We start from the raw sequence: 21234 nt of genomic DNA on the forward strand, positions 1-21234 counted from the left end.
AGCGTGAGAATAATACCTGAAAATGCAAGACAGCTTTTGAAATCACGCTCCATGCTTGGTGATGATGCACCAACTGGCTGGATTGAGTTTCCCGAAATAAGGATGTCGGTGGTGCAGAGTGTAGATTCCGTTGGAGAAGGCAGCTCTGATTACAGATGGTTCAGGGATATAATCGAGCATAACGGAAGGCTATATATAGCAGCCACCAACAATGATACTTTTCGGAAAAATGGAGGACTCTTGGAATGGGATGGCGGTGTGTCTCTTACACAGGTTGTGGGTGCCAATCCGGCACTTGTGACGGATGACTTATGGCTTTCCAGTGACGGTACGGATATTTACATGCTTCGGAGCAACGGTCTTAGCAGTCATGATAATAAGTTCTATAAAATGAACGGAAACAGCTGGCTTGAAATCTGTGAGACACCCACCTACCCTGATGGTAGCGGTGGTGCTGGTGCATTACCCTTGGTTGAGATGGTTTATGCAAACGGAGCCTTTTGGGCACTATCCAACATCTATCATTTCGGACAGGAATGGGGTGGTTGTCTTTATACCAGTACAGGCGGAGCATGGACAAAGGTATGTGGGACCACAGGCAATCAAACCTATCCAGGCAAACTTTGGTTCAACGATGCCGATGGATGCCTTTATGCATTCGGACGAGAAGATCCACAGGATGCAGGCTCCCTTGTGAATATACTGAAATTTGACACCAATGGAGGCTCGGGTTGGGAATGGGTAGATTGGGGTTATGAGGTTTTCAGGGATAACAGGGGTGGTGATTCAACTTTTGCATGGATTGATGAAACGCTTCATGTAATTGACGGAGACACTGGCGATATCTATAGAATGAACGAGTACGGTTTCCTTGATAAAGTGTCGGTCACACAAAGCAGTTATACTCCATTAGTTTGGGATACCGCTGCAAGAAATGGAACCATTTATATTTCTCCGCAAATTGGCGGAAACGGTGTAGCCCTTACTTATTACAATGGTTCAAGACTTGTGCAGCTGAATATTGCACAGCAGTATGGCATTGCGGTGAAGCATCTTTTTGTATTTTCTGTTACAGGAAAACTCTATGGAATTGGTCAGGCTTCAACAGGAGCAACACCGAGGCTATTGGAGTTTGAACTTTCAGAGGGTGCGGCAAAGCTTCAAGTGGACAGGATATCCATTCAGAGAGAAGAAGCAGCGGACAGTCAAAGAATGACCTTCTCACTACCCAATGTAAATCCTGCCGACCCAACAGATGTTGGGTATTTCAATCCCTACAGGAGCGGCAATGAATTTGAGCAGGAAATCAACGAATGGCACTGTGTGATTATTCCAAGCCGCAAGGTAGTAGCCAAAATGGGATATGGAGACAATGTTGCCATTGTATTCACCGGTGAAATTGATGATATGGAAATGTCAGCACAGCCACGGGACTATTCCATCAGTGCCGATTGCAGAGATATGGCATGCAAACTGATTGATAAAAGTATTTCAATATCTATAAGCGGCAAGACCAAGTATTACATCAAATATCCGCTACCATCGGGGGTAAAGAAATATTGGGTCACTCCCGGAGGCACAACCAAACCGGATATTTCTGACATAGTGAAAGACCTCTGCATGAGAGCAGGCTTTGCATCATCAGATGTGATTGTTGAAAAGACCAATATTAAACTTGCACCTAAGTTTGAAAAGACCACTTATATGGATGCCATCAACGAAGTATGCACTGTTTCCGGGTTTGAGTTCTTTGTAGATGAGGATGGGAAGGCAAGGTTCTACTTTCCTACTGACAGGCAGCCTTCAATTACAAATGAGGAGATTTATCTCTCAGGCACAAGTTATGCAGACCTTGAACACAACCACTTAGTGTCGGGTTCTGATGTTGTAAAAAATGAAAGCGGTAGCATAACGTATAAACGGGATGCCGATTATGCCATAGACCTTGAGAACGGAAAAATAAGAAGGATTTCCAGTGGTGCCATACCAAATAACAGTATTGTAAAAGTCAGCTATGTTTATGCTGGTTGGTGCTTTCGTGAGGGTGAGGACATTTTCAGTCTGAAATTCGGCTCCAGCAGAAGAAATATCTACGGAAGCATCCGTGTGGCTGGTAAAAAGAAACAGGGTTCGGCAAGTACCTCCTCCACCCTTTGGGATACAAGCAAGGTGCCAAAGGACAAGGTGCTGTTTGCAGACAATCAGAGTCTTGAAACATCAGAGGAATGTGCCGAGTGCGCTGCAAGGCTGAAACAGGATATGCTCCGAAGATACACTAGTGCGGAGTTTGATGCAGTCGCCAATCCTTGGATTCAGGTCGGTGACAACATCATGATCGTGGAATCAAGCACAACGGTTTCAGAAGTTTATAAGGTTCTCAGCATAAACTTTGAATTGTCACCTGATGGATTCGTCATGGCAATCAAGGCTTTTCATGTAGGTTATACACCGCTGACTACGGAATGAGGTGAATAATATGCCGGGACACAGAAGTGCAGCAGGAGAAATATATAAAATACTTGGAGGAAGAGACCAGAAAAGCACGGTGGCACAGCCAGTACTTTCAGAGGAGGAAGATGATGGAGATTACAACGACCTTGTAAGTCATACATCCAATCCCGATGCCCACCATCCACAGCTTCACCATGAGGAGCATGAGGATGGCGGCTCAGACCAATTGGCTGTGTCAGACAGTATGCTTGGTGAAAGGATAATAGACGATTCGTCCATGCCCATAGGCAATACAGGAATGCTGACCGCACTATTTGGCTGGCTTGCAGCTATGATAAAAGCTGTGACCGGAAAGGAAAACTGGAGGACTACTCCTGCTACAACCCTTGAGGTTGCAAATGCCCATATAACAAAATCAACAGCGCATCTTCACCTTGCCTGCCGATGTGCCACTCTGGCAACAATTGCTCTTGCAGATACACAGACGATTGATGGGGTGAGCCTTTCAGCCGGTGATAGGGTTTTGGTGAAAAACCAGACAGACCAGAAGGAAAACGGTGTGTATGTTGTTGCAATGGGAGCCTGGATAAGGGCAGCTGATTTTGATGAAAACTCCGACTTCACAGCCGGGGTTTTTGTTTATATATCGGAAGGCACCGTCAATAAAAAGAAACTATACCACCTCACAACCACAGGAGAGATAACAATCGGCACATCGGCTATTGTATTTGAAAATATAGACCAAGGCGGCGGAGCAGGCTCGGGAGATATGACAAAATCAGTTTATGACACTGATGAGGATGGTGTGGTGGATAGTGCTGAACATGCCTTGGTGGCTGATAACGCAGGACATTCCGATACGGCAGACCTTGCTTTGACAGCAGACACGGCACTTGATTCAAATAAACTTGAAGGGCACCCTTCCTCATATTTTGCAAAAGCATCAGATTTAACTGTCTATGCCACCGGGTTTGATTTTTATACCGATGGAGTGGTGGTTGTTTTTTCTGATACCTCAATTGCAAATTACACTTGGGTTAAAGATGAACTTGGCAGAATTACAAACCTTTCAAACACCGCACCCGAGCCGGATGAAGTAACCAGTGTGACCTATCATCCCGGAGTAAAACCATAAAGGAGGATTTTGAATATGGCTATTACAAAATATGCCCACACCTTAAATATTGATGTGGGTATTTCTACTGTTGGGAAAATACTTGAATTCGGTAAGGACTTTCTGGACTGGCTTTATACCAATATGCCGGGTGGAGAATCCATGACCAAAAATACCCAAACTCCTAATGTGGATTTGGCAAGCAGAGCATGGAATGCGGTTACAGGCACAGCGCAGACTGGCGGTTCAGCAAACACAATAAAACTTGCCACGGGAGCTTCTGCAACAACCGGGTTCTATGTGGGTCAGCAGATAACGCTTACAGCAGGACCCGGTGCAGGAGACGTGAGAAATATTACGTCTTATGACGGAACAACAAAGATTGCAACTGTGGACACAAACTTCAGTGCAACACCGACTTCCTCCACCACATATTCCATCAAGGAAACTTGGGTGCCTGATTGGTTGAAGGCTGCTTATGCAGACTCCAATAACTATAGATATGTAACAGGAGCAATCACCTTCACCCATGCAGGAAGCCAGTCGGATTGGGTTATATGCACAACCTATGATGGCTCTACCACAAAGTACGGAGCGGTGATTATAGGAATAAGGAATAATTCTTCAAGCGGGCAGGTGGTCTACGGTGAAATCACAAGATACCAGCCGGACACTGTTGATAATGTTTATTTAAATCACAATGAAACCCTGACACTGCTGATTGCCGACAAGGCAGGAGCATACAAGGTGTTTGCAAAGGATGCAAACCCGTCTGCAACTTCTGGAAACGTTTATTACTTTGGGGTTATGAAGTTGGACTCCCCTGTTGAAACCACCGATACAAATGCTTGGTTTATGTTTGGACAGAATGATGCCACCAAAACAAGATTTACAAGGCAGTTTAACGGAGAGGCTTTAGGTCAGATTTGTGAAATAACCTGCGACACTCTGATTCCCGAGAGTACCAATTTTACAAAGAACTTTTACAATCAGAAGATTCCACTGGCAAGGGTATGGGCGGGTGTTGCCGACCTTGGTATGAGGGGGTATACCACAAATCTTGTCATTGTTCCCCAGTCCTTCACCATCAGCAATCAGACCTACACCATAAATGGAGACAGCTATTACGGACTTGGTACTTTTGACAATCATATTCAGCTTCCGGGCGGAGGTGCCAATGTCGGTCAGCGTGTTCTATTAAAAGCATAAGGAGTGGATTGCAATGGCTTATGATGTGACTCAGAGTAAAACCGCTCTTGAAGCAGGAACTATTGAGGTACCGATTTGGATTTTACTGAACACAATAGCGGTTCAATGGGATGAGAACAATTTTTCCTATAGGGACTGGCTGAAGCAGTATGTTGACGGCATATCAGAAGATTGGACTTTCGGTGACCAGTATGCACCTATGATGCCGCAAGTCGGCTCGGGTGGTGGTGACACAACCGGTGCTTACAATAACGGATTTAACAATGGTTTTGTTATTGGATTGAGATTGAAACGGAGGTGATGGTAGTGGAACAGCAGCACAGATGTATTCAGGATGAACGCATCCGAAACCTTGAGACAGGACAGGCTGAGATGCGTGTGTATGTAAGGGATATCAGAGAGGATATTCAGGAAATCAAGACTTCTTTAAAAGAAAACAGGCCACCTCCGAATATCGGAGGAAACGGAAATAACAATGAGTCCTCAAAGGTATGGCAGCCGATTATGATTGAACTCATCAAGCTGATAGGTCTTTGTATTACTATACTTGGCGCAATTGTCGGAGCAATTAAAATTCTAGGGAAGTGAGGTTTTTATTTTGGGAAAGAGTGTTTATTTAAGTCCCTCCATGCAGGAGCATAATGAGGGTGTGGCAGGTTACGGAACAGAGGAAGTCAGAATGAATCAGGTGGCTGATGTTGTAGAGCGGGTTTTAACAAGGCATGGAATTAATGTTTATAGGAATAAACCTGATTGGACTCTTCAGAAGGTGGCACAGGACAGCAACAACAAGAAACCGAACCTCCACTTTGCGATTCATAGTAATGCCGGTGGTGGGTGTGGCGGAGAAATTTATGCCTACGCTCCAGGCGGTGAAGGTGAAAAAGCAGCAAGAGCAATCTACTCAGAACTTGAACCTATAACACCCACTGCAGACAGAGGTGTGAAGTTCTGGCCAGAGTTATATGAACTGAGGAAAACCACTGCGCCTGCGGTGCTTGTAGAAATTGCATTTCATGATAATGAAGATGATGCTAAATGGATCATAGCTAACATTGAAAAAATAGGCACTGCTCTTGCAAAGGGAGTTCTCAAGTATTTTGGCATTGAGTTTGTTTCTGAAACCTACGAACTGGAACAGGCGGTAAAGGTTCTGAAGGAAAAAGGAATTATATCAGACCCCGACTATTGGATTGGAAATGCAGTGCCGGGGAGAATTGTTAGAGGTGACTTTGCCGCTACTCTGATCAAGAGGGCGGCATTAGTTTTGAAGGGAGGAAATTAAGGTGAATATACAATCAAGATGGAGAAGCAAGGCAGCCTGGGCATCGGTGGCAGCACTGGTGCTTTTTGTTTTGAAAACCTATGGACTGCTTGATGGAATCGGCTTGTCGGAGGACAGCTTCAAGGAACTGACGGCTCTGATTTTTGCCGTGGCGCTTGCCTTTGGAGTGTTTAACAATCCAACGAGCAAGGACAGTTTTTAAGGTAATAGCCGCAAGCTTTGATGGATAAATAAGAAATTAAAAATTTAATATCAAAATTATTGACCCACGGTTGTGATATTTCACTTCCGTGGGTGTTTTTTTATGTTTTTTGAAGAGAGGGTTAAAAAAGACACTGATTTTTTTGACTGTGACTTGAGGAGTGAAATTTAAGTCCTCAAATTAATACCTTGTCAAAGCCAAGGTGCAGGAGGCACAGTCATGAATGATATTCAAAAAGAGCAGATTAAGAGACTCCGTTTGGATGGAATGGGATACATAAAGGTGGCACAGACATTAGGGTTGTCTGAAAATACCGTGAAGTCATATTGCAGGAGAAATAATATTCCTCGTAATGAGGTAGGCGGCGTTGCTCCTCAAGATAATATTTGTTTGCATTGTGGAAATCCAATAGTCCAAAAGGAAGGGACAAAAAAACGAAAATTCTGTACAGATGATTGTAGGCAAACTTGGTGGAACAGCCATCTTGATAAGGTAACTAAAAAAGCTGTTTACACATTAACCTGTTCTTATTGTGGCAAAGACTTTGAAAGCTATGGAAATAAAAACAGGCGTTATTGTTGCCATGATTGTTACATCACTGACCGCTTCGGGAAGGTTGGTGATGGTAAGTGACAAATTCTCAATTGCAAAACGAAATCAAATATCAAACCAGTATTTCACCTTTCCGAAATATGCTTGAAGCGGGAAAAATCTCATCTGAGGACTATGCTGTGATTGATACAATTCTAAGGGGAAAATATCGACCAATATTTGTAGGATATATATCGCCAAATAGCGTTGATAATACTACAAATCAGAGTTAATATGTGACACTACAAGGAGGTATCCATATGCGAAAAAACATCAAAGATATTACTCCTGTTATGCCACTTTCAACACAAAAAAAGAAGGTTGCTGCCTATGCCCGTGTGTCAAATGGGAAAGACGCTATGCTCCATTCCCTTGCAGCACAGGTTGATTATTACAAAACCTATATACGGCAAAACCTTGAATGGGAGTTTGCTGGGGTATACGCAGATGAGGCTATTACAGGAACAAAGGACAGGCGAGCAGGATTTAAGGAAATGCTCGAACATTGTAAAAATGGTTTGATTGATATGATTATTACAAAATCCATTTCACGGTTTGCTCGCAATACGGTGGTTATGCTGAAAACGGTGAGAGAATTAAAGGATATAGGGGTTGATGTATTTTTCGAAGAACAAAATATTCATTCAATTAGTGGTGATGGTGAGTTGATGCTTACTATTATGGCATCGTTTGCTCAAGAGGAAAGCCTGTCAGTTTCAGAAAACTGTAAATGGAGAATTCAGAATGATTTTAGAAAAGGGATTCCAAACACATTAAGGGTTTATGGCTATGACCATATAAATAGAAATCTCGTAGTTAACCAAACTGAAGCACAAATAGTTCGTATGATTTATTCCGACTTCTTAAATGGAATGGGCAAAAATGCGATTATGCGTAAGCTTATATCCCTTGGAGTACCAACCAAGAATGGAGGAACCTGGTCTGAAAGTACAATTAAATCAATTTTATCAAATGAGAAATATACAGGAAATATGCTTTTACAAAAGACATATTCACAAAACCATCTCACAAAAACTAAAAAAATAAATGATGGCCGCCTTCCTATGTATCATGTAGCAAAAACCCACGAAGCAATTATTGAACAAGACATTTATGATGCAGTTCAAGAAGAAATTGCTTGCCGTAGAAACATAAAATCTGATAAAGCAAGTAAATTTACAGAATTCACTGGGGTTATTCACTGTAATAAATGCGGTGCTAATTATCGCAGGAAAACAACAAAGTCAGGAATTGTTTGGTGCTGTTCGACCTATAGCACCAAAGGGAAAAAGTATTGTGCTTCCAAGCAAATACCAGAAACCATATTAAAAGAATTGTCAGCAGAAGTCCTTGGATTGACTGAATATGATAAAGAGGTTTTTGCTGCAAAAATTGAACACATTAAAGTGCCAGAAAACAGCACAGTAATATTTGTGTTTAACGATGGCAGTGAGGTTCTTCGCACTTGGGAAAACCCTTCAAGGGCAGAAAGTTGGACAGCAGAAATGCGGGAAACTGCCAAGCGAAATGCAATTAGGAGGTCAAAATGAGTATGGTAAGAGAAGTAACAATTATTCCTGCGAACAAGCCGCGGTTTTCGGCACAGAACCAAGGAGTGACTAGAAAACGTAATGTTGCCGCCTATGCCCGAGTGTCCACCGATAAAGAAGAACAACAGACAAGCTATGAGGCACAGGTTGATCATTACACTAAGCACATAAAGTCTAACCCCGAATGGAACTTTGCAGGCATCTACTCTGATGAGGGTATAAGTGCCACCAACACCAAAAAGCGTGAAGGCTTTAAGAGAATGATAGCGGATGCCCTTGATGGCAAAATTGACCTTATTCTAACAAAATCGGTTAGCCGTTTTGCCAGAAACACCGTTGACACCCTTACAACAGTGCGGAAACTCAAAGAGAAAGGTGTGGAGGTTTTCTTCGAGAAGGAGAACATTTATACCCTTGATTCTAAGGGGGAATTGCTTATTACAATCATGTCCTCACTTGCGCAAGAGGAAAGCAGGTCCATGAGTGAAAATATCCAGTGGGGTCGTAGAAAGTCTTTTGCAGATGGAAAAGTCAGCCTTCCATATTCAAAATTCTTAGGTTATGAGAAGGGTGCAGATGGCTTACCGCAAATAGTTGAGAGTGAAGCGGTGATAGTCCGCAGGATATACAATGAATTTTTAGAGGGCAAAACAGCCAATGATATTGCAAAACGCCTTACTGAAGAATGCGTACCCACTCCGGGTGGCTGTCAAAATTGGCAGCCACATACTGTTCAGAGCATACTAACCAATGAAAAATATAAAGGTGATGCCATATTGCAGAAAACCTTCACTGTTGATTTTCTCAACAAGAAAAAGAAAATCAATGAGGGTGAAGTACCTCAATATTATATTGAGAACAGCCATCCTGCAATTGTTGAGCCTTGTGTCTTTGAAATGGTCAAAGAGGAATTTGCCCGCAGGGCTGAGGGCGGTAAAATGATAAGTTGTAGTATACTGTCGGGACGTATTGTTTGTGGAGATTGTGGAGGGTTTTATGGAAGGAAGGTATGGCATGCTGGGAGTGAATATGCAAAAACAGTTTGGCATTGCAACAATAAATTTCAAAAACGTAAGTATTGCTCTACACCAACCCTGAAGGAGGAAGCAATCAAGAAAGCTTTTGTTGCAGCCTTTAACCATATCATTGATAACAAGGCAGAGATTTTTGAAAACTACGAACTATGCCTTGATGCCATAACCGATGACAGTACCTTCCGTAGTGAGATTAAGGAAATTGACAAGCAGTGTTCCGAGATAGAAACTCTTATTGAGAAGCTGATAGCAGCCAATGCAAGAACCCAGCTTGAGCAGGATGAGTATAATAAAAGTTATAACAACTATGTTGCAAGATATGATAAGCTACAAAAACGCAGAGCGGAACTTGGTTCTGAAATAGCCAAGTGCGCCGCCAAGAGGGTTACCGTCTCTGCTTTCCTTTCGGAACTGAAAAAGCACAACACACCGCTTGCTGATTTTGATGACCGTATTTGGCAGGCCACTCTTAACCATATGAAAATCTTAAATGATGGTAAGGCGGTCTTTGTTTTCAGAGATGGAACAGAACTAACTTGGTCGGTGGATTGTGAGGTGCGTAAATATGTCAAGAAAAATAGTACATAATATCACACCTCCGCAAGCAACCGCATTACCTCAAAGGCTTAGAGTTTGTGCCTATGTGCGGGTTTCCACAGGTCATGAAAAACAGCTGCTGTCACTTGAAAATCAGACGAGCTACTATAAACGGGTTATCACGGCTAATCCAGAATACCAATTTTGCGGTATCTATTCCGATTCTGGCATAAGTGGAGCAAAAGAGAACCGACCGGGGTTCACTGCGATGCTTGAAGCTGCAAGAAATGGTGAGGTGGATTTAGTTCTAACCAAGTCAATCTCACGCTTTGCACGAAATACTGTACTACTACTTAAAACAGTGCGTGAAATCAAAGCATTAGGCGTTGGCATTATTTTTGAAGACCAAAAAATCAATACTCTATCTTCGGACGGTGAGTTAATGCTTACCGTCCTTGCTTCGATTGCCGAGGAAGAAAGAAAAGCTGTCAGCAGCAATGTGAAGTGGTCAATTCGGAAATGTTTTGAGCGTGGTAACCCAATGATAAACACAGACCGTTTGCTTGGTTATGACAAAGACAAAAACGGCAGACTTATAATTAATAAAGAACAGGCAGAGGTTGTAAGGTTGATTTTCAAGCGGTATTTAGAGGGTGTTTCAGGCTATCGGCTTGCAATAGAACTCAATAAAGCAGAAGTTTCTACCTATAATAATAAGCAGTGGTCATCTCATCGTATCTTACGAATTATTTCTAATGAAAAATATATGGGTGCCTGCCTGATGCAGAAGTCTTTTGTAAACGAAAACGGCAAACAGGTCATGAACTACGGTCAGTGCGATAAGTTCTATATAGAAAATCATCATCCGCCAATAATTGATAAAGGGCAGTGGCTCATGGCACAGGAGATACGGAATAGTCGCAGGAAGATATACTTCCCTGAGAAGGGCGGTGCGCGATGTCGAGAAAAATAATTACATTATATCCAACATCGGCTATTGCTATTGATGATAATACTAAAGAATCCATTAAGGCACGGGTAGCTGCTTATTGTCGTGTTTCCAGTGCCAGTGATGAACAGCTGCATAGCGTCAAGGCGCAGGTTGACTATTACAAGGAGTTCATCACATCAAATCCAGACTATGAGTTTATAGGTATCTATGCTGACGAAGGTATCAGCGGTACTCTCACCCTTAAGCGTGATGCTTTTAACCGAATGATTGAGGATTGCAGAAATGGACTCATTGATATGGTAGTGACAAAAAGTGTCTCTCGCTTTGGCAGAAACACTGTTGACACCTTAAAGTATGTTCGTGAACTCAAATCCCTCGGAATTGATGTCTATTTTGAAAAGGAAAATATCCATACCCTTGACAGCGAGGGTGAGGTGTTGCTTACACTGATTTCTGCTGTTGCTCAAAATGAGAGCCTTACCCAGTCGGATAATGTGAAATGGGGAATCCGCCGTAAATACGAGAACGGCTCTATAAAGAGTGTGCCTTGTGGCAAATTTCTCGGCTATGACAAGATTGACGGACAACTTGTTGTCAATGAGGAGCAGGCCGATGTTATCCGCAGAATTTATAGGGACTTCATTAATGGTTATGGATTTTCTCAAATTGCAAACAAATTAACAGCTGATGGCATTCCATCCGAGCGTGGCAACACAATATGGAACCTAAGCAGTATTCGGAAAATGCTCACCAATGAAAAATATAAAGGGGATACATTATTTCAGAAAACCTATAACGTAGACCATCTAACAAAAAAGCGAGTGAAGAATAATGGTGAGCTTCACAAATATTATATTGAAAACAGCCATCAACCTATAGTAGATAAGGATATCTGGGAATGTGTCCAACAAGAACTTTTGCGGCAAAAGCAATATTGTCATGACCACCATATTGGTACTTATCATAGGAGCAACGAAGAAAACCCGCTGTCGGCAAGAATAATCTGTCCGGTATGCGGGTCTACTTATATGATGTTGAAATCCAAAAGGGTTGGTGAGGAAGGACGCAAATTTTGGAGATGCAGTAGCTTTATTGGTGAGAACGGTACTGTTATTGATGGCAGAACATTTACGCCACCACCTATGGCACTCTGGACTAAAAACCCTGATAGCCGTCATGCAAAGTATCGTGTAAAAAACCGAAAGCTGCCACAGGAGCGGCCAATGCTCTGCACTGATATACAAATTGAAGCAGGGTTGCCGGAGAAAGTTTTTGTAAAGGCTTGTAATCAGCTAATTTCACACAGGGCAAGATACCTCGCCAGCCTTAACCGAATAGGTAATAAAACTGATGATTTGTTAATGAAATATAGGGTTAAAGAAATGTCACACTTCATAGAAAACGGGCAAAGATTGGTTGAGTTTGACTACCCTTTATCCTTAAAATTACTCGACCATATTGAAGTCACACTTGACGGGAAGTTAAGTGTAATCTTTCTAACAGGAATTAAAATTACATTTTAATATGATTCTGTGGCAATAGAAAAACATATTTAAACAGCGGTAATTAGGCAGATAAGTGCTTGAACTCCGCTGTTTTCAGCATTTTGGTGGGGCGTGTGCATTTGCACCCTGTGGGGGGTGCAAGGCAGGTGCAAAATTAAATTGTATCAGCGACTAACTCACTACGCAAGAGGAGAGCCGGAGCATTTCAGAAAATGTTACTTGGGGACACAGGAAACGCTTTGCAGATGGAAAGCTAATGCTCCCATATGGTCAGTTTCTTGGCTACAAAAAGGGAGAGGATGGTTTCCCTGAAATCGTTGAGAAGGAAGCTGAAACAGTCAGATTGATTTATAAGATGTTTCTTGAGGGTAAAACCCATTCCGGAATTGCAAGATACCTGACTAAAGAAAAAATCCCTACACCGTCCGGTAAGGATGAATGGCAGTCCAGTACCATAACAAGCATTCTTCAAAACGAGAAATACAAGGGTGCTGCCATGCTGCAAAAGAGCTTCACAGTGGACTTTTTGACAAAGAAAAAGAAGGTCAACGAGGGCGAGATTCCTCAATACTATGTTGAGAACAGCCACCCTGCAATCATAACTCCGGAGGTGTTTGACCTTGCCCAGCATGAACTTAGAAAAAGGAAAAATGCCAAAGGATATAAAACCGGGGGAGGATGCTTTTCGGGGAAGATTATCTGCGGTGAATGCGGTAGCTTTTACGGGAGCAAGGTGTGGCACTCCACCAGTAAATATCGGAGAGTCATCTGGCAGTGCAATCACAAGTTTAAGAATGAGGAAAAATGTAAAACACCACATATTTATGAGGAAGATTTGAAATCATCCTTTATCAAAGCTTTCAACAGCCTCCTTGAAAACAGGGATGAAATATTGGAAGGCTATGAAGCAGTTATTGAAACTCTGACAGATACCTCCAGACTTGAAAAGGAAAATGCCAGGCTTCAGAGTGAATGTGAGGTTGTAGCAGAGCTTGTCAGGAAATGTGTGGAGGAAAATGCAGGTACGGTCATGGATCAGCAAGAATACCAGGAACGATATACCGGATTGGTGGAACGTTATGAAGAAATAAAGATGGCGATAGATGACAATCTGAACAAGCGGCAAGAGCGTAATGCCAAAAAGGAAAGCATAAAGGATTTCATGAGGATGATTGAGAAAAATGATACCTTACTGGATGGGTTTGATGAGGAAGTCTGGAATGCTACTATTGAGAATGTGATGGTATATCAAGAGAAAAAGTTGATTTTTATATTCAAGGATGGTTTGGAGTTTGAAGTGAATATATAAAACATCCCCATAAAACTGTGATTGTGCGGTTTTATGGGGGTGTTTTTACTTTTCTGGATAAATTGTTTGTGGGCAAAGAAATAAAATTCATTCATGAACCATAAAGATTTTTTTAAGATAATTATATGGTGATTATATTATTATTGTAAAACCTAAGAATAAAAAGGCAAAAAAAAATTGACAAATTGATTCTAAATAGCATAAACTATAGATGTGGCAAATAAATATTTACTAATAGAGCAGGCGATACACTTTTATGAAGTGTGTGGGGCTGGGCTGGCAATTAGCTGGCAGCAGGGAAAATACCTGTGGGACTATAATTTAAACAAATTATGGTGCCACAGGTATTTTTATATAGCGAGGTTGAACATGAACATGCTGTCTAACAAGCTTTTTAAGAAAAATAAAATATGTGTAGTTTTCTTGATGCTACTATTTTCTTTGTCTTCAATTTTTATGCCACACGCTTTTGTTGAAGGGCATGAACACCATGAAATAGAAGGCTTATATTGCCACGCAATAAACAATAACAAGCTGGTAATCAGGTTTAGAAAAATATTAAAGAAATTAAAAGCACTGATTCTCAAAGTTTTCTGGATGTCAAAGCTAATAGGGTGCAATTTCCTAAAAGTAAATGCTCATGTAATCTTTTTTGTTATATTCTCTTTCAAAGTATCAGTTCGGCTCTTGGAGTCGATACTGTGTTTCTATTTTCACGGTAGCAAATACAAGTTTGTAGTGTAACACTCTGAAGTGATATCTTTAGCAGTTTGGATAATAATGCTATAGATATTATTCTGATTTGAACGCTTATTCTTATGACTTAGCTGTCTATTTGAATAAGTCTGATTGAATCAGGACAAAGGAGTGTTTTAATCATGCGCAAAATCCAAAATTATTCTATAGAATTGATTTATAAAGTATATGGGAGATGGTCTGATTATGACAATTGACAAACAAAAGGCAGCATTAAGTTCTGTTTTTGCAGCAGTTTTTCTCACAACAATGAAAATAGTGGTGGGTCTTTTTACTGGGAGCTTGGGAATTCTATCTGAAGCATTACATTCCGGTTTGGATTTATGTGCAGCTGCCATCACATTTTTTGCGGTTAAGGTGTCTGATAAGCCTGCAGATTCAAAGCACCACTATGGACACGGGAAAATTGAAAGCTTTTCAGCACTTATAGAAACAGTTTTACTTTTTATTACCTGTGGATGGATTATTTATGAAGCGGTTGAAAAACTGTTTTTTGGAAAGGGTGCAGAGTTAATTGGAGTTCAATGGGGTGTTTTAACAATGATCATCTCCATAATCGTGGATGTTTCAAGAGTTAAAGTGCTAAAAAAAGCGGCAAAAGAGCATGGAAGTCAGGCATTGGAAGCGGATGCTCTACACTTCAGCAGTGATGTCTGGAGTTCTTCGGTGGTAATTGTCGGCTTGATTTTTGTTGGTATAGGAGATTATTTCAACATTCCAGTACTGAAGTATGCAGATCCGATAGCGGCATTAGGTGTAGCTCTTCTTGTTATAAAGGTTAGCTTCAAGCTGGGTAAGGAAACAATTGATGTACTGCTTGATACTGCACCCAAAGGCATGAAAGAAATCATAGAGAAGGAAGTCAGTAAAATATCTGGCATCCTGCAGGTTGCAGATATTAGAATTAGACCATCGGGAGCAATTAAGTACATTGATGTTAATGTTGGGATAGATCCAAATCAAAGCCACAAGGCAGTTCATTCCATAGTTCATGAAATCAGGGAGAGGATTTCCGAGAAAGTAGAAAGATGTGATATTATGGTCAGCACCTTTCCTCTAAATCGTAGGGCAGAGCTTACAGATTTGAATATAAATCTGACTCTTGAGGAAATAGTTTCACAAATACCGGATTGCTCCAATATTCATAACATTCATGTGTATGACCTCGAAGGCAAGAAAAATATTACTGCACATATAGAATTAACAGAAAATCTTACATTAAGAGAATCCCATGAATTGTCGCACCTTATTTCAAATAGGATTCAGCAGGCGATGCAGGGGATTGATAATGTAAATCTCTATTTCGAATGTGCTGAAGAAGTAGTACTGACAAAGGATATTACTGAATCAAGAAGCGAAATTGTTGCCAGCATCTGTGAAACTGTTAGTAAAATAAATGAAGATGTCGATTGTCATGAAATAAAGCTTTATAGCAAGGGAGACAAGATTTCTACCTTTTTGCACTGCGGTGTAATGGGAGATTTTACAGTTGATAAGCTGGAAGTGATATCAAGGACAATAAAAAATGAATTGAGGAAAAATGTGAACCGTTTGGAAAATGTACACATACATTTTGAACCACTTGAGGAGAATAGGTGAAAATAGCATGTTGAAATTTCATGATTGAAAGGAGTAGTCTCTATGCTGGATAAACTTTTTGACGGCAAAAAAATTATTCATAAGGCTCTGGATGCATCATGGAAAAGAAATGAAGCAATTGCTCAAAACATTGCAAATGTTGACACACCGGGATACAAAAGGAAATCCGTATCTTTTGAGGATGAATTGAGAAAGGCGATGGATAGCAAGGACTTCAAAAAAAGTGATGTTGACCAGATTGAAATAAAGGTTGTAGAGGAAAATAAAAATCTAAGCATGAGGCTGGACGGCAATAATGTGGACATCGAAGCCGAAATGGCCGAGCTTGCAAAAAATACAATAAAGTATAATGCACTTGTTCAAATGGCAGGCTTTGATAAGCTAAAGATGGTTATAAAGGAAGGCAAATAACAAATAATCGAGGAGGATTTTATTATGAGTTTTTTTTCAAGATCAAGAAGCAAGGGGCACTACCCCAACAATAATCACGGTGGTGAGTATTATAAAAGACCGCATGGTTCAGGAGGGATACTTGGCAAGATATTTGATGCGTTGACCGGCTCAAAGAGGCATTCAAGGTCATATTCGAACCGTCATGACGGGCATTATTCAGACCACCATGGCCATAATCAGGGAGGATACCATCCTAATCAGAACAATGGCCATTATCCTGACCGTCATCGCCGCAAAAGCTCATGGTCCTAAATCTGTTTAATAAGGACAGGATTTACAGGCAGGGAGAAAAGATTAAAGGGTATGAAATAATAGAAATCCTTGGCGAGGGCAGATTTGGCATTTGTTATCAGGTTTCATGCTGCCAAAAACAGTTTATTTTAAAACAGTTGAAGCCTGGCATGCTAAAAAAATCAAAGGGGAAGGTTCGGTTTGAAGAGGAAATACTGCAAGAATTACATCATGAATCCATTCCTCAGTTCATTGATAAAATCGAGGATGCCCATTTCTATGGGTATGTGCTGGAATTCAAAGAGGGAAGAACCTTTGAGGATATCATCTATCTTGACAAGAAAGCTTTTGAAAAAGATGAGATATACCGGATTGCAGGACAACTGATTGAATTGTTGAAATATCTTCACTCAAAAGGCGTGGTTCACAGGGATATTCGTGTGCCTAATACCCTTTATAACGGTGAAAATGTAAACCTTGTGGATTTTGGACTTGCCCGCTGGATTAATGATAGAAAATACAAAGCAGACATGGATTTCGCCTTTTTAGGTGATTTCCTGCTGCATTTGTATTACTCATCTTTTGATTATGAAAATGGTAAGAAAAGACCCTGGTTTGATGAGCTGGAGCTTTCTGATACTGAACGGCTCTTCCTGAAAAGGCTGATGGGTGTTGAAAAACGCTATTGCAGGATTGAGGAAGTGGAAACGGATTTTTATAAAATTATTGGATGCAAACCATAGAGGTGGTGAATATATGGATATTGAAGATATTCTTTACTATCTGAAACGGAATCGTTTTAGCAAAAAGGCATTAAAGGTGCTCCTTACAGGTTGCCTGTTTATTGTAGCCGTTTTTATAGTTTTGATAATTATCGCAGCAATCCTGGCATTCAAGTACCACACACAGATTTATGACGGATTCATGAGAATTATCAATTTTATATTTGGAGATTCTCCGGATAATGTGATAAGGGGATTTTTCAAACAAATTGCGGATAATTTTTTAAAGAATTTATTTAATGGTGAATAGTAGTCAACAAATGAGGAGGACAAGATGGAATTAATAACACAATTGATTGATTTTGTAATACACATAGACAAGCATTTGGCAGAGCTAATGCAGGATTATGGAGCATGGACATATTTGATACTGTTTCTCATAATTTTCTGTGAGACAGGACTGGTTGTAACACCATTCCTTCCTGGGGATTCGCTTTTGTTTGTAATTGGAGCACTAGGCGCTTCAGGGGTAATGGATTTCAAGCTTGCTTTAATACTTCTTATTATTGCAGCTATAGGCGGAAATACTTTGAATTATTTCATTGGTAAGACAATTGGAAATCGGATTCTTGAAAGTACGAGGTATAAATTTATCAGACGGATTGTGAAGAAGGAATATATTGATAAGGCTCATGCTTTTTATGAGAAGCATGGTGGGAAAGCAATACTCTTATCAAGGTTTCTGCCTATATTAAGAACATTTGCTCCATTTGTGGCTGGAATAGGAAAAATGAATTTTGTAAAGTTTACAATTTATAACGCCGTTGGAGCAATTGCATGGGTATTGATATTCATGTTTGGGGGCTACTTCTTTGGCAATATCCCTGTAGTAAAAAACAATTTTACCTACGTCATATTTGGGATTATTTTTGTATCGCTTCTTCCTGCAATTGTTACTGCTATTAATGCAAAAAGAGAAAAGACAACTGCTACACTACAGGAAGAATAAGGTCGGTTGCATAAAACAAGAATTGTGGGGTGAATGCAGAATGAAGTCTGCGGAACAGTTTTGGAATGTAATTTCTACTTATAATCAGCAGACCATGTGGTTGCAGATACCTATGGTTATAATGCTAATGAGCCTTGTCCTTATGGCTTTGTTTATAGGGAAAGAATGGATGCAAGTCGCATTGAAAGTCAGCCTTTTTGTAGTCTTTTCGTGGGTTGGTATCATATTCTTTTGGGTTTATGACCAAAGTGCTGTTGGACGGTTTTTTGCAGGTCCCTTATATATTCTTGTCGGTGTATTATTTCTTGTAGATTCAATAAAGAAAAATATGGTGTTTGAATTGCATAAGATGAAAATTCCAAGGCTTTTTACGTTATTGTTTATTTTATTGTATGCATTATATCCAGTGTTAAGTTTTGTATTAGGGGGCAGATATCCATCAATTGTGACACTCATAATGCCGTGTCCATTAGTTGTAGTGGCACTAACACTTGTTTGTACAGCAAAAGGAAAAATAAATAAGTTGCTATTATTACTTTTGCTTGTGTGGGCATTTACAGGACTACCTAAATCAATAATGTTTAATGTTTATGAGGATTTAATATTATTTATATCAGGTTTATATGCAGTAGTATATTTGATTAACTCAAAAAGAAAATCCAGATACTTTTGTGAAGGAGGGCGGATTGAATGAGGATTTTGGTAATTGGAACAGGGGTAATTGGAACAACATATGCTTGGCAACTTTCAGGAATAGGTTGTGAATTGACGCATTATGTGCGAAAAGGTAAAAAAGACTTCTATGAAAAAGAAGGAATAGAAATTGAGTGCCTTGATACAAGGCATTCGAAGAGTACTGAAAATAGAGTACACTATATGCCGAAATTCATTGATAATCCAAAACTTTTATCAGAGTATGATTTGATTTTGGTTTCTGTTGGGAGTGATCAACTCGTTCCAGTCTTGGAGCTACTTAAAGAGAATTCTCAGGGAGTAGATGTGTTTTTTCTTCAGAATATAAGACCGGGCGAAGAAAAGTTTATAGAACAGTATTTGAAGCCAACCCAATATTTTTTTGGATATCCTTTCAAAGCAGGCGGAGGCAAAGAAGACAATGTAATAAGATGTGTTATATTTGGCAATTCATTTACCAACACCATGTTAGGGGAAAAAGACGGCAGAAAATCCGAAAGGCTCAATAAAATCTATACTTTGATTAAAACGGCAAAGCTAAATCCTAAAGTGACTACAAAAATTATTCCTTATATCCGTTGCCATTATGTTTGGGCGGCAACTATTCTCGGAGCTTATGCCAAGGCTGGTACATATGAAAAATTGGTATGCAATAAAGAGATTATGAGACAACTATACATAGGAATGAGAGAAGCATTTGAAACCTGTAGGGCAGAAAGTATAAACCCTGCAAGGATTGCTCCTACAAGTTACTATTATTTTCCTTTGTTTTTATTAGTACCTTTTTCACAAAAGCTTTTTGACTCAGAAGATATGAAAAGAATGTTTGAGGGGCATGTGTCTGGTTCTCCAGAGGAAATGGAGACCATGTATTACGATATTTTGGAGGCCGGGGAGAAGTACGGAATAGATATGCCGGTATACAAAAGCTTTAAAGATAGCTTTGACAGATTATTAAATATTTAAGGACTATCCATAAAAGAAGAAGGGAGAATATTAGCCATGATGAAGAATTCTACAAATATTTTAAAGTATAAAAGACTTGCACCGGTATATGATTTGGTTTTTGGGAAAATTCTTGCTTCTGCAAGGATTAAAGTTTTTAAGTCAATTGAATTTAAAAAGGGTAGTAAGGTTTTACTTATGGGAGTTGGCACCGGGGAAGATATCAAGTATATACCAAAGGATTGCATGTGCATAGGCATTGATATTTCAGAGTCCATGCTTGAAAGAGCAAGGAAAAAAGCTGGGCATTTAAATGTGATGTTTCTTAATATGAATGCAGAAAAAGTTGATTTTCAAGATTCTACATTTGATTTTGTTATTCTCAACCTTATACTTAGTGTTGCCGAAAATCCAGATAAAGTATTAAGCGAAGCGAATAGAATTCTTAAGGGAAATGGACAGATTATCGTATTTGATAAATTTTTGAAAAAGGAAGGGAAAATTACAATTATACGTAGACTAGTCAGCAAGATAACTGCCTTCATTGGCACAGACATAAATAGAGAGTTTGAAGTAATGGTGTCTGGGATGCAGCTTAGTATAATAAGAGATGACGCGTTAATGATGGGCGGTAATTATAGAAACATTCTTCTTGAAAAGTCAGTAAATTAATTATATGTAAGTAGGGGCTGTGCTTAAAAAATGAACACGGCCCTACTCTGTTACTGTATAGGTGTACTGAAATTCTGGGACTGCTGTTGTTCGACCACCTGTTTGCCCTTTTCTGTTTGGGTTGCATCCTTGGGGCTGATAATATAAAGTAATTGCTGTAATTCACCAACATGCTTTCTCTCTTCATCAGCAATATGATAAAGAATCTTTTTCACTCTATCATCATTGGTTGCCATTGCATGAGCTTCATAACCAATAATGGCTTCCAGCTCCCCGGCCATATCTACCCGAAGGGCTTGAGCTAATTCTTCATTGGTCAATTGTCTTGGTACGTTTGCTACAAAGGGGTTTCCTAATAGTGCCATAAAAACACATCCTTTTTTATAAAAGTCTCACAGTTATCATTAGCAAAGTA

24 protein-coding genes and 1 riboswitch are annotated in these 21234 nt (G+C 40.1%); of the genes, 23 read left to right on the plus strand and 1 reads right to left on the minus strand.

Annotation, left to right across the window (positions count from 1 at the left end):
- The first annotated feature begins 3 nt into the window (after nt 1-3).
- From VIO64_RS01825 to VIO64_RS01935, 23 genes are all read left to right on the plus strand, one after another.
- Nucleotides 4-2466, plus strand: a complete 2463-nt coding sequence (locus tag VIO64_RS01825; protein ID WP_331914645.1) for a hypothetical protein — start codon at nt 4-6, stop codon at nt 2464-2466.
- 10 nt (nt 2467-2476) lie between these two features.
- A complete protein-coding gene (locus VIO64_RS01830; RefSeq protein WP_331914647.1) occupies nt 2477-3586 on the plus strand; it encodes a hypothetical protein in 1110 nt (369 codons plus the stop codon).
- Nucleotides 3587-3601: 15 nt separating this feature from the next.
- Entirely contained in the window at nt 3602-4774 is a 1173-nt protein-coding gene (locus tag VIO64_RS01835) for a hypothetical protein (protein WP_331914649.1), read from the plus strand.
- Between the two features lie 13 nt (nt 4775-4787).
- Nucleotides 4788-5075, plus strand: a complete 288-nt coding sequence (locus tag VIO64_RS01840) for a hypothetical protein (protein ID WP_331914651.1) — start codon at nt 4788-4790, stop codon at nt 5073-5075.
- Nucleotides 5075-5362 (plus strand): hypothetical protein, encoded by a 288-nt coding sequence (locus tag VIO64_RS01845; RefSeq protein ID WP_331914653.1) that lies wholly within the window; start codon nt 5075-5077, stop codon nt 5360-5362. Before VIO64_RS01840 ends, VIO64_RS01845 begins: the two co-directional genes overlap by 1 nt.
- 10 nt (nt 5363-5372) lie before the next feature.
- A complete protein-coding gene (locus VIO64_RS01850; protein WP_331914655.1) occupies nt 5373-6059 on the plus strand; it encodes an N-acetylmuramoyl-L-alanine amidase in 687 nt (228 codons plus the stop codon).
- Between the two features lies 1 nt (nt 6060).
- Nucleotides 6061-6261 (plus strand): holin, encoded by a 201-nt coding sequence (locus VIO64_RS01855; protein ID WP_331914657.1) that lies wholly within the window; start codon nt 6061-6063, stop codon nt 6259-6261.
- 219 nt (nt 6262-6480) lie between these two features.
- Nucleotides 6481-6894, plus strand: coding sequence for an RNA polymerase subunit sigma-70 (locus tag VIO64_RS01860; RefSeq protein ID WP_331914659.1), 414 nt, complete (start codon nt 6481-6483; stop codon nt 6892-6894).
- On the plus strand, nt 6891-7085 hold the full coding sequence (locus tag VIO64_RS01865; RefSeq protein WP_331914661.1) for an SHOCT domain-containing protein: 195 nt from the start codon (nt 6891-6893) through the stop codon (nt 7083-7085). The genes VIO64_RS01860 and VIO64_RS01865 overlap by 4 nt, the downstream gene beginning before the upstream one ends.
- Before the next feature lie 27 nt (nt 7086-7112).
- Nucleotides 7113-8402, plus strand: a complete 1290-nt coding sequence (locus VIO64_RS01870) for a recombinase family protein (RefSeq protein WP_331914663.1) — start codon at nt 7113-7115, stop codon at nt 8400-8402.
- A complete protein-coding gene (locus VIO64_RS01875; protein WP_331914665.1) occupies nt 8399-10024 on the plus strand; it encodes a recombinase family protein in 1626 nt (541 codons plus the stop codon). The genes VIO64_RS01870 and VIO64_RS01875 overlap by 4 nt, the downstream gene beginning before the upstream one ends.
- Complete coding sequence (locus tag VIO64_RS01880; protein WP_331914667.1) at nt 10002-10946, plus strand: recombinase family protein; 945 nt, start codon at nt 10002-10004, stop codon at nt 10944-10946. Before VIO64_RS01875 ends, VIO64_RS01880 begins: the two co-directional genes overlap by 23 nt.
- Complete coding sequence (locus VIO64_RS01885; RefSeq protein WP_331914669.1) at nt 10931-12448, plus strand: recombinase family protein; 1518 nt, start codon at nt 10931-10933, stop codon at nt 12446-12448. The genes VIO64_RS01880 and VIO64_RS01885 overlap by 16 nt, the downstream gene beginning before the upstream one ends.
- Nucleotides 12449-12686: 238 nt before the next feature.
- On the plus strand, nt 12687-13739 hold the full coding sequence (locus VIO64_RS01890) for a recombinase family protein (protein WP_331914671.1): 1053 nt from the start codon (nt 12687-12689) through the stop codon (nt 13737-13739).
- Between the two features lie 225 nt (nt 13740-13964).
- A riboswitch (NiCo riboswitch) is annotated at nt 13965-14058 on the plus strand.
- A gap of 623 nt (nt 14059-14681) precedes the next feature.
- Nucleotides 14682-16094 (plus strand): cation diffusion facilitator family transporter, encoded by a 1413-nt coding sequence (locus VIO64_RS01895; RefSeq protein ID WP_331914673.1) that lies wholly within the window; start codon nt 14682-14684, stop codon nt 16092-16094.
- Between the two features lie 42 nt (nt 16095-16136).
- Nucleotides 16137-16505 carry a flagellar basal body rod protein FlgB gene (gene flgB / locus VIO64_RS01900; protein WP_331914675.1) on the plus strand — a complete coding sequence of 123 codons (369 nt, stop codon included), beginning with the start codon at nt 16137-16139 and terminating at the stop codon, nt 16503-16505.
- Nucleotides 16506-16529: 24 nt separating this feature from the next.
- Nucleotides 16530-16799, plus strand: a complete 270-nt coding sequence (locus VIO64_RS01905; RefSeq protein WP_331914677.1) for a hypothetical protein — start codon at nt 16530-16532, stop codon at nt 16797-16799.
- Nucleotides 16790-17521 (plus strand): protein kinase family protein, encoded by a 732-nt coding sequence (locus VIO64_RS01910; RefSeq protein ID WP_331914679.1) that lies wholly within the window; start codon nt 16790-16792, stop codon nt 17519-17521. The genes VIO64_RS01905 and VIO64_RS01910 overlap by 10 nt, the downstream gene beginning before the upstream one ends.
- Before the next feature lie 13 nt (nt 17522-17534).
- Nucleotides 17535-17810: a hypothetical protein gene (locus VIO64_RS01915; RefSeq protein WP_331914681.1), complete on the plus strand. Its 276-nt coding sequence runs from the start codon at nt 17535-17537 to the stop codon at nt 17808-17810.
- Nucleotides 17811-17834: 24 nt separating this feature from the next.
- Nucleotides 17835-18509 carry a DedA family protein gene (locus VIO64_RS01920; RefSeq protein ID WP_331914683.1) on the plus strand — a complete coding sequence of 225 codons (675 nt, stop codon included), beginning with the start codon at nt 17835-17837 and terminating at the stop codon, nt 18507-18509.
- Between the two features lie 40 nt (nt 18510-18549).
- On the plus strand, nt 18550-19203 hold the full coding sequence (locus VIO64_RS01925; RefSeq protein ID WP_331914685.1) for a DUF6064 family protein: 654 nt from the start codon (nt 18550-18552) through the stop codon (nt 19201-19203).
- Complete coding sequence (locus VIO64_RS01930; protein WP_331914687.1) at nt 19200-20168, plus strand: ketopantoate reductase family protein; 969 nt, start codon at nt 19200-19202, stop codon at nt 20166-20168. The genes VIO64_RS01925 and VIO64_RS01930 overlap by 4 nt, the downstream gene beginning before the upstream one ends.
- 36 nt (nt 20169-20204) lie before the next feature.
- Nucleotides 20205-20819 (plus strand): class I SAM-dependent methyltransferase, encoded by a 615-nt coding sequence (locus VIO64_RS01935; RefSeq protein ID WP_331914689.1) that lies wholly within the window; start codon nt 20205-20207, stop codon nt 20817-20819.
- A gap of 50 nt (nt 20820-20869) precedes the next feature.
- Here the strand turns inward: VIO64_RS01935 and VIO64_RS01940 are convergent, their stop codons facing one another.
- A complete protein-coding gene (locus VIO64_RS01940) occupies nt 20870-21184 on the minus strand; it encodes a demethoxyubiquinone hydroxylase family protein (RefSeq protein ID WP_331914691.1) in 315 nt (104 codons plus the stop codon).
- Nucleotides 21185-21234 lie beyond the last annotated feature (50 nt).

The organism is Pseudobacteroides sp. (assembly GCF_036567765.1).
GTDB lineage: Bacteria > Bacillota > Clostridia > Acetivibrionales > DSM-2933 > Pseudobacteroides.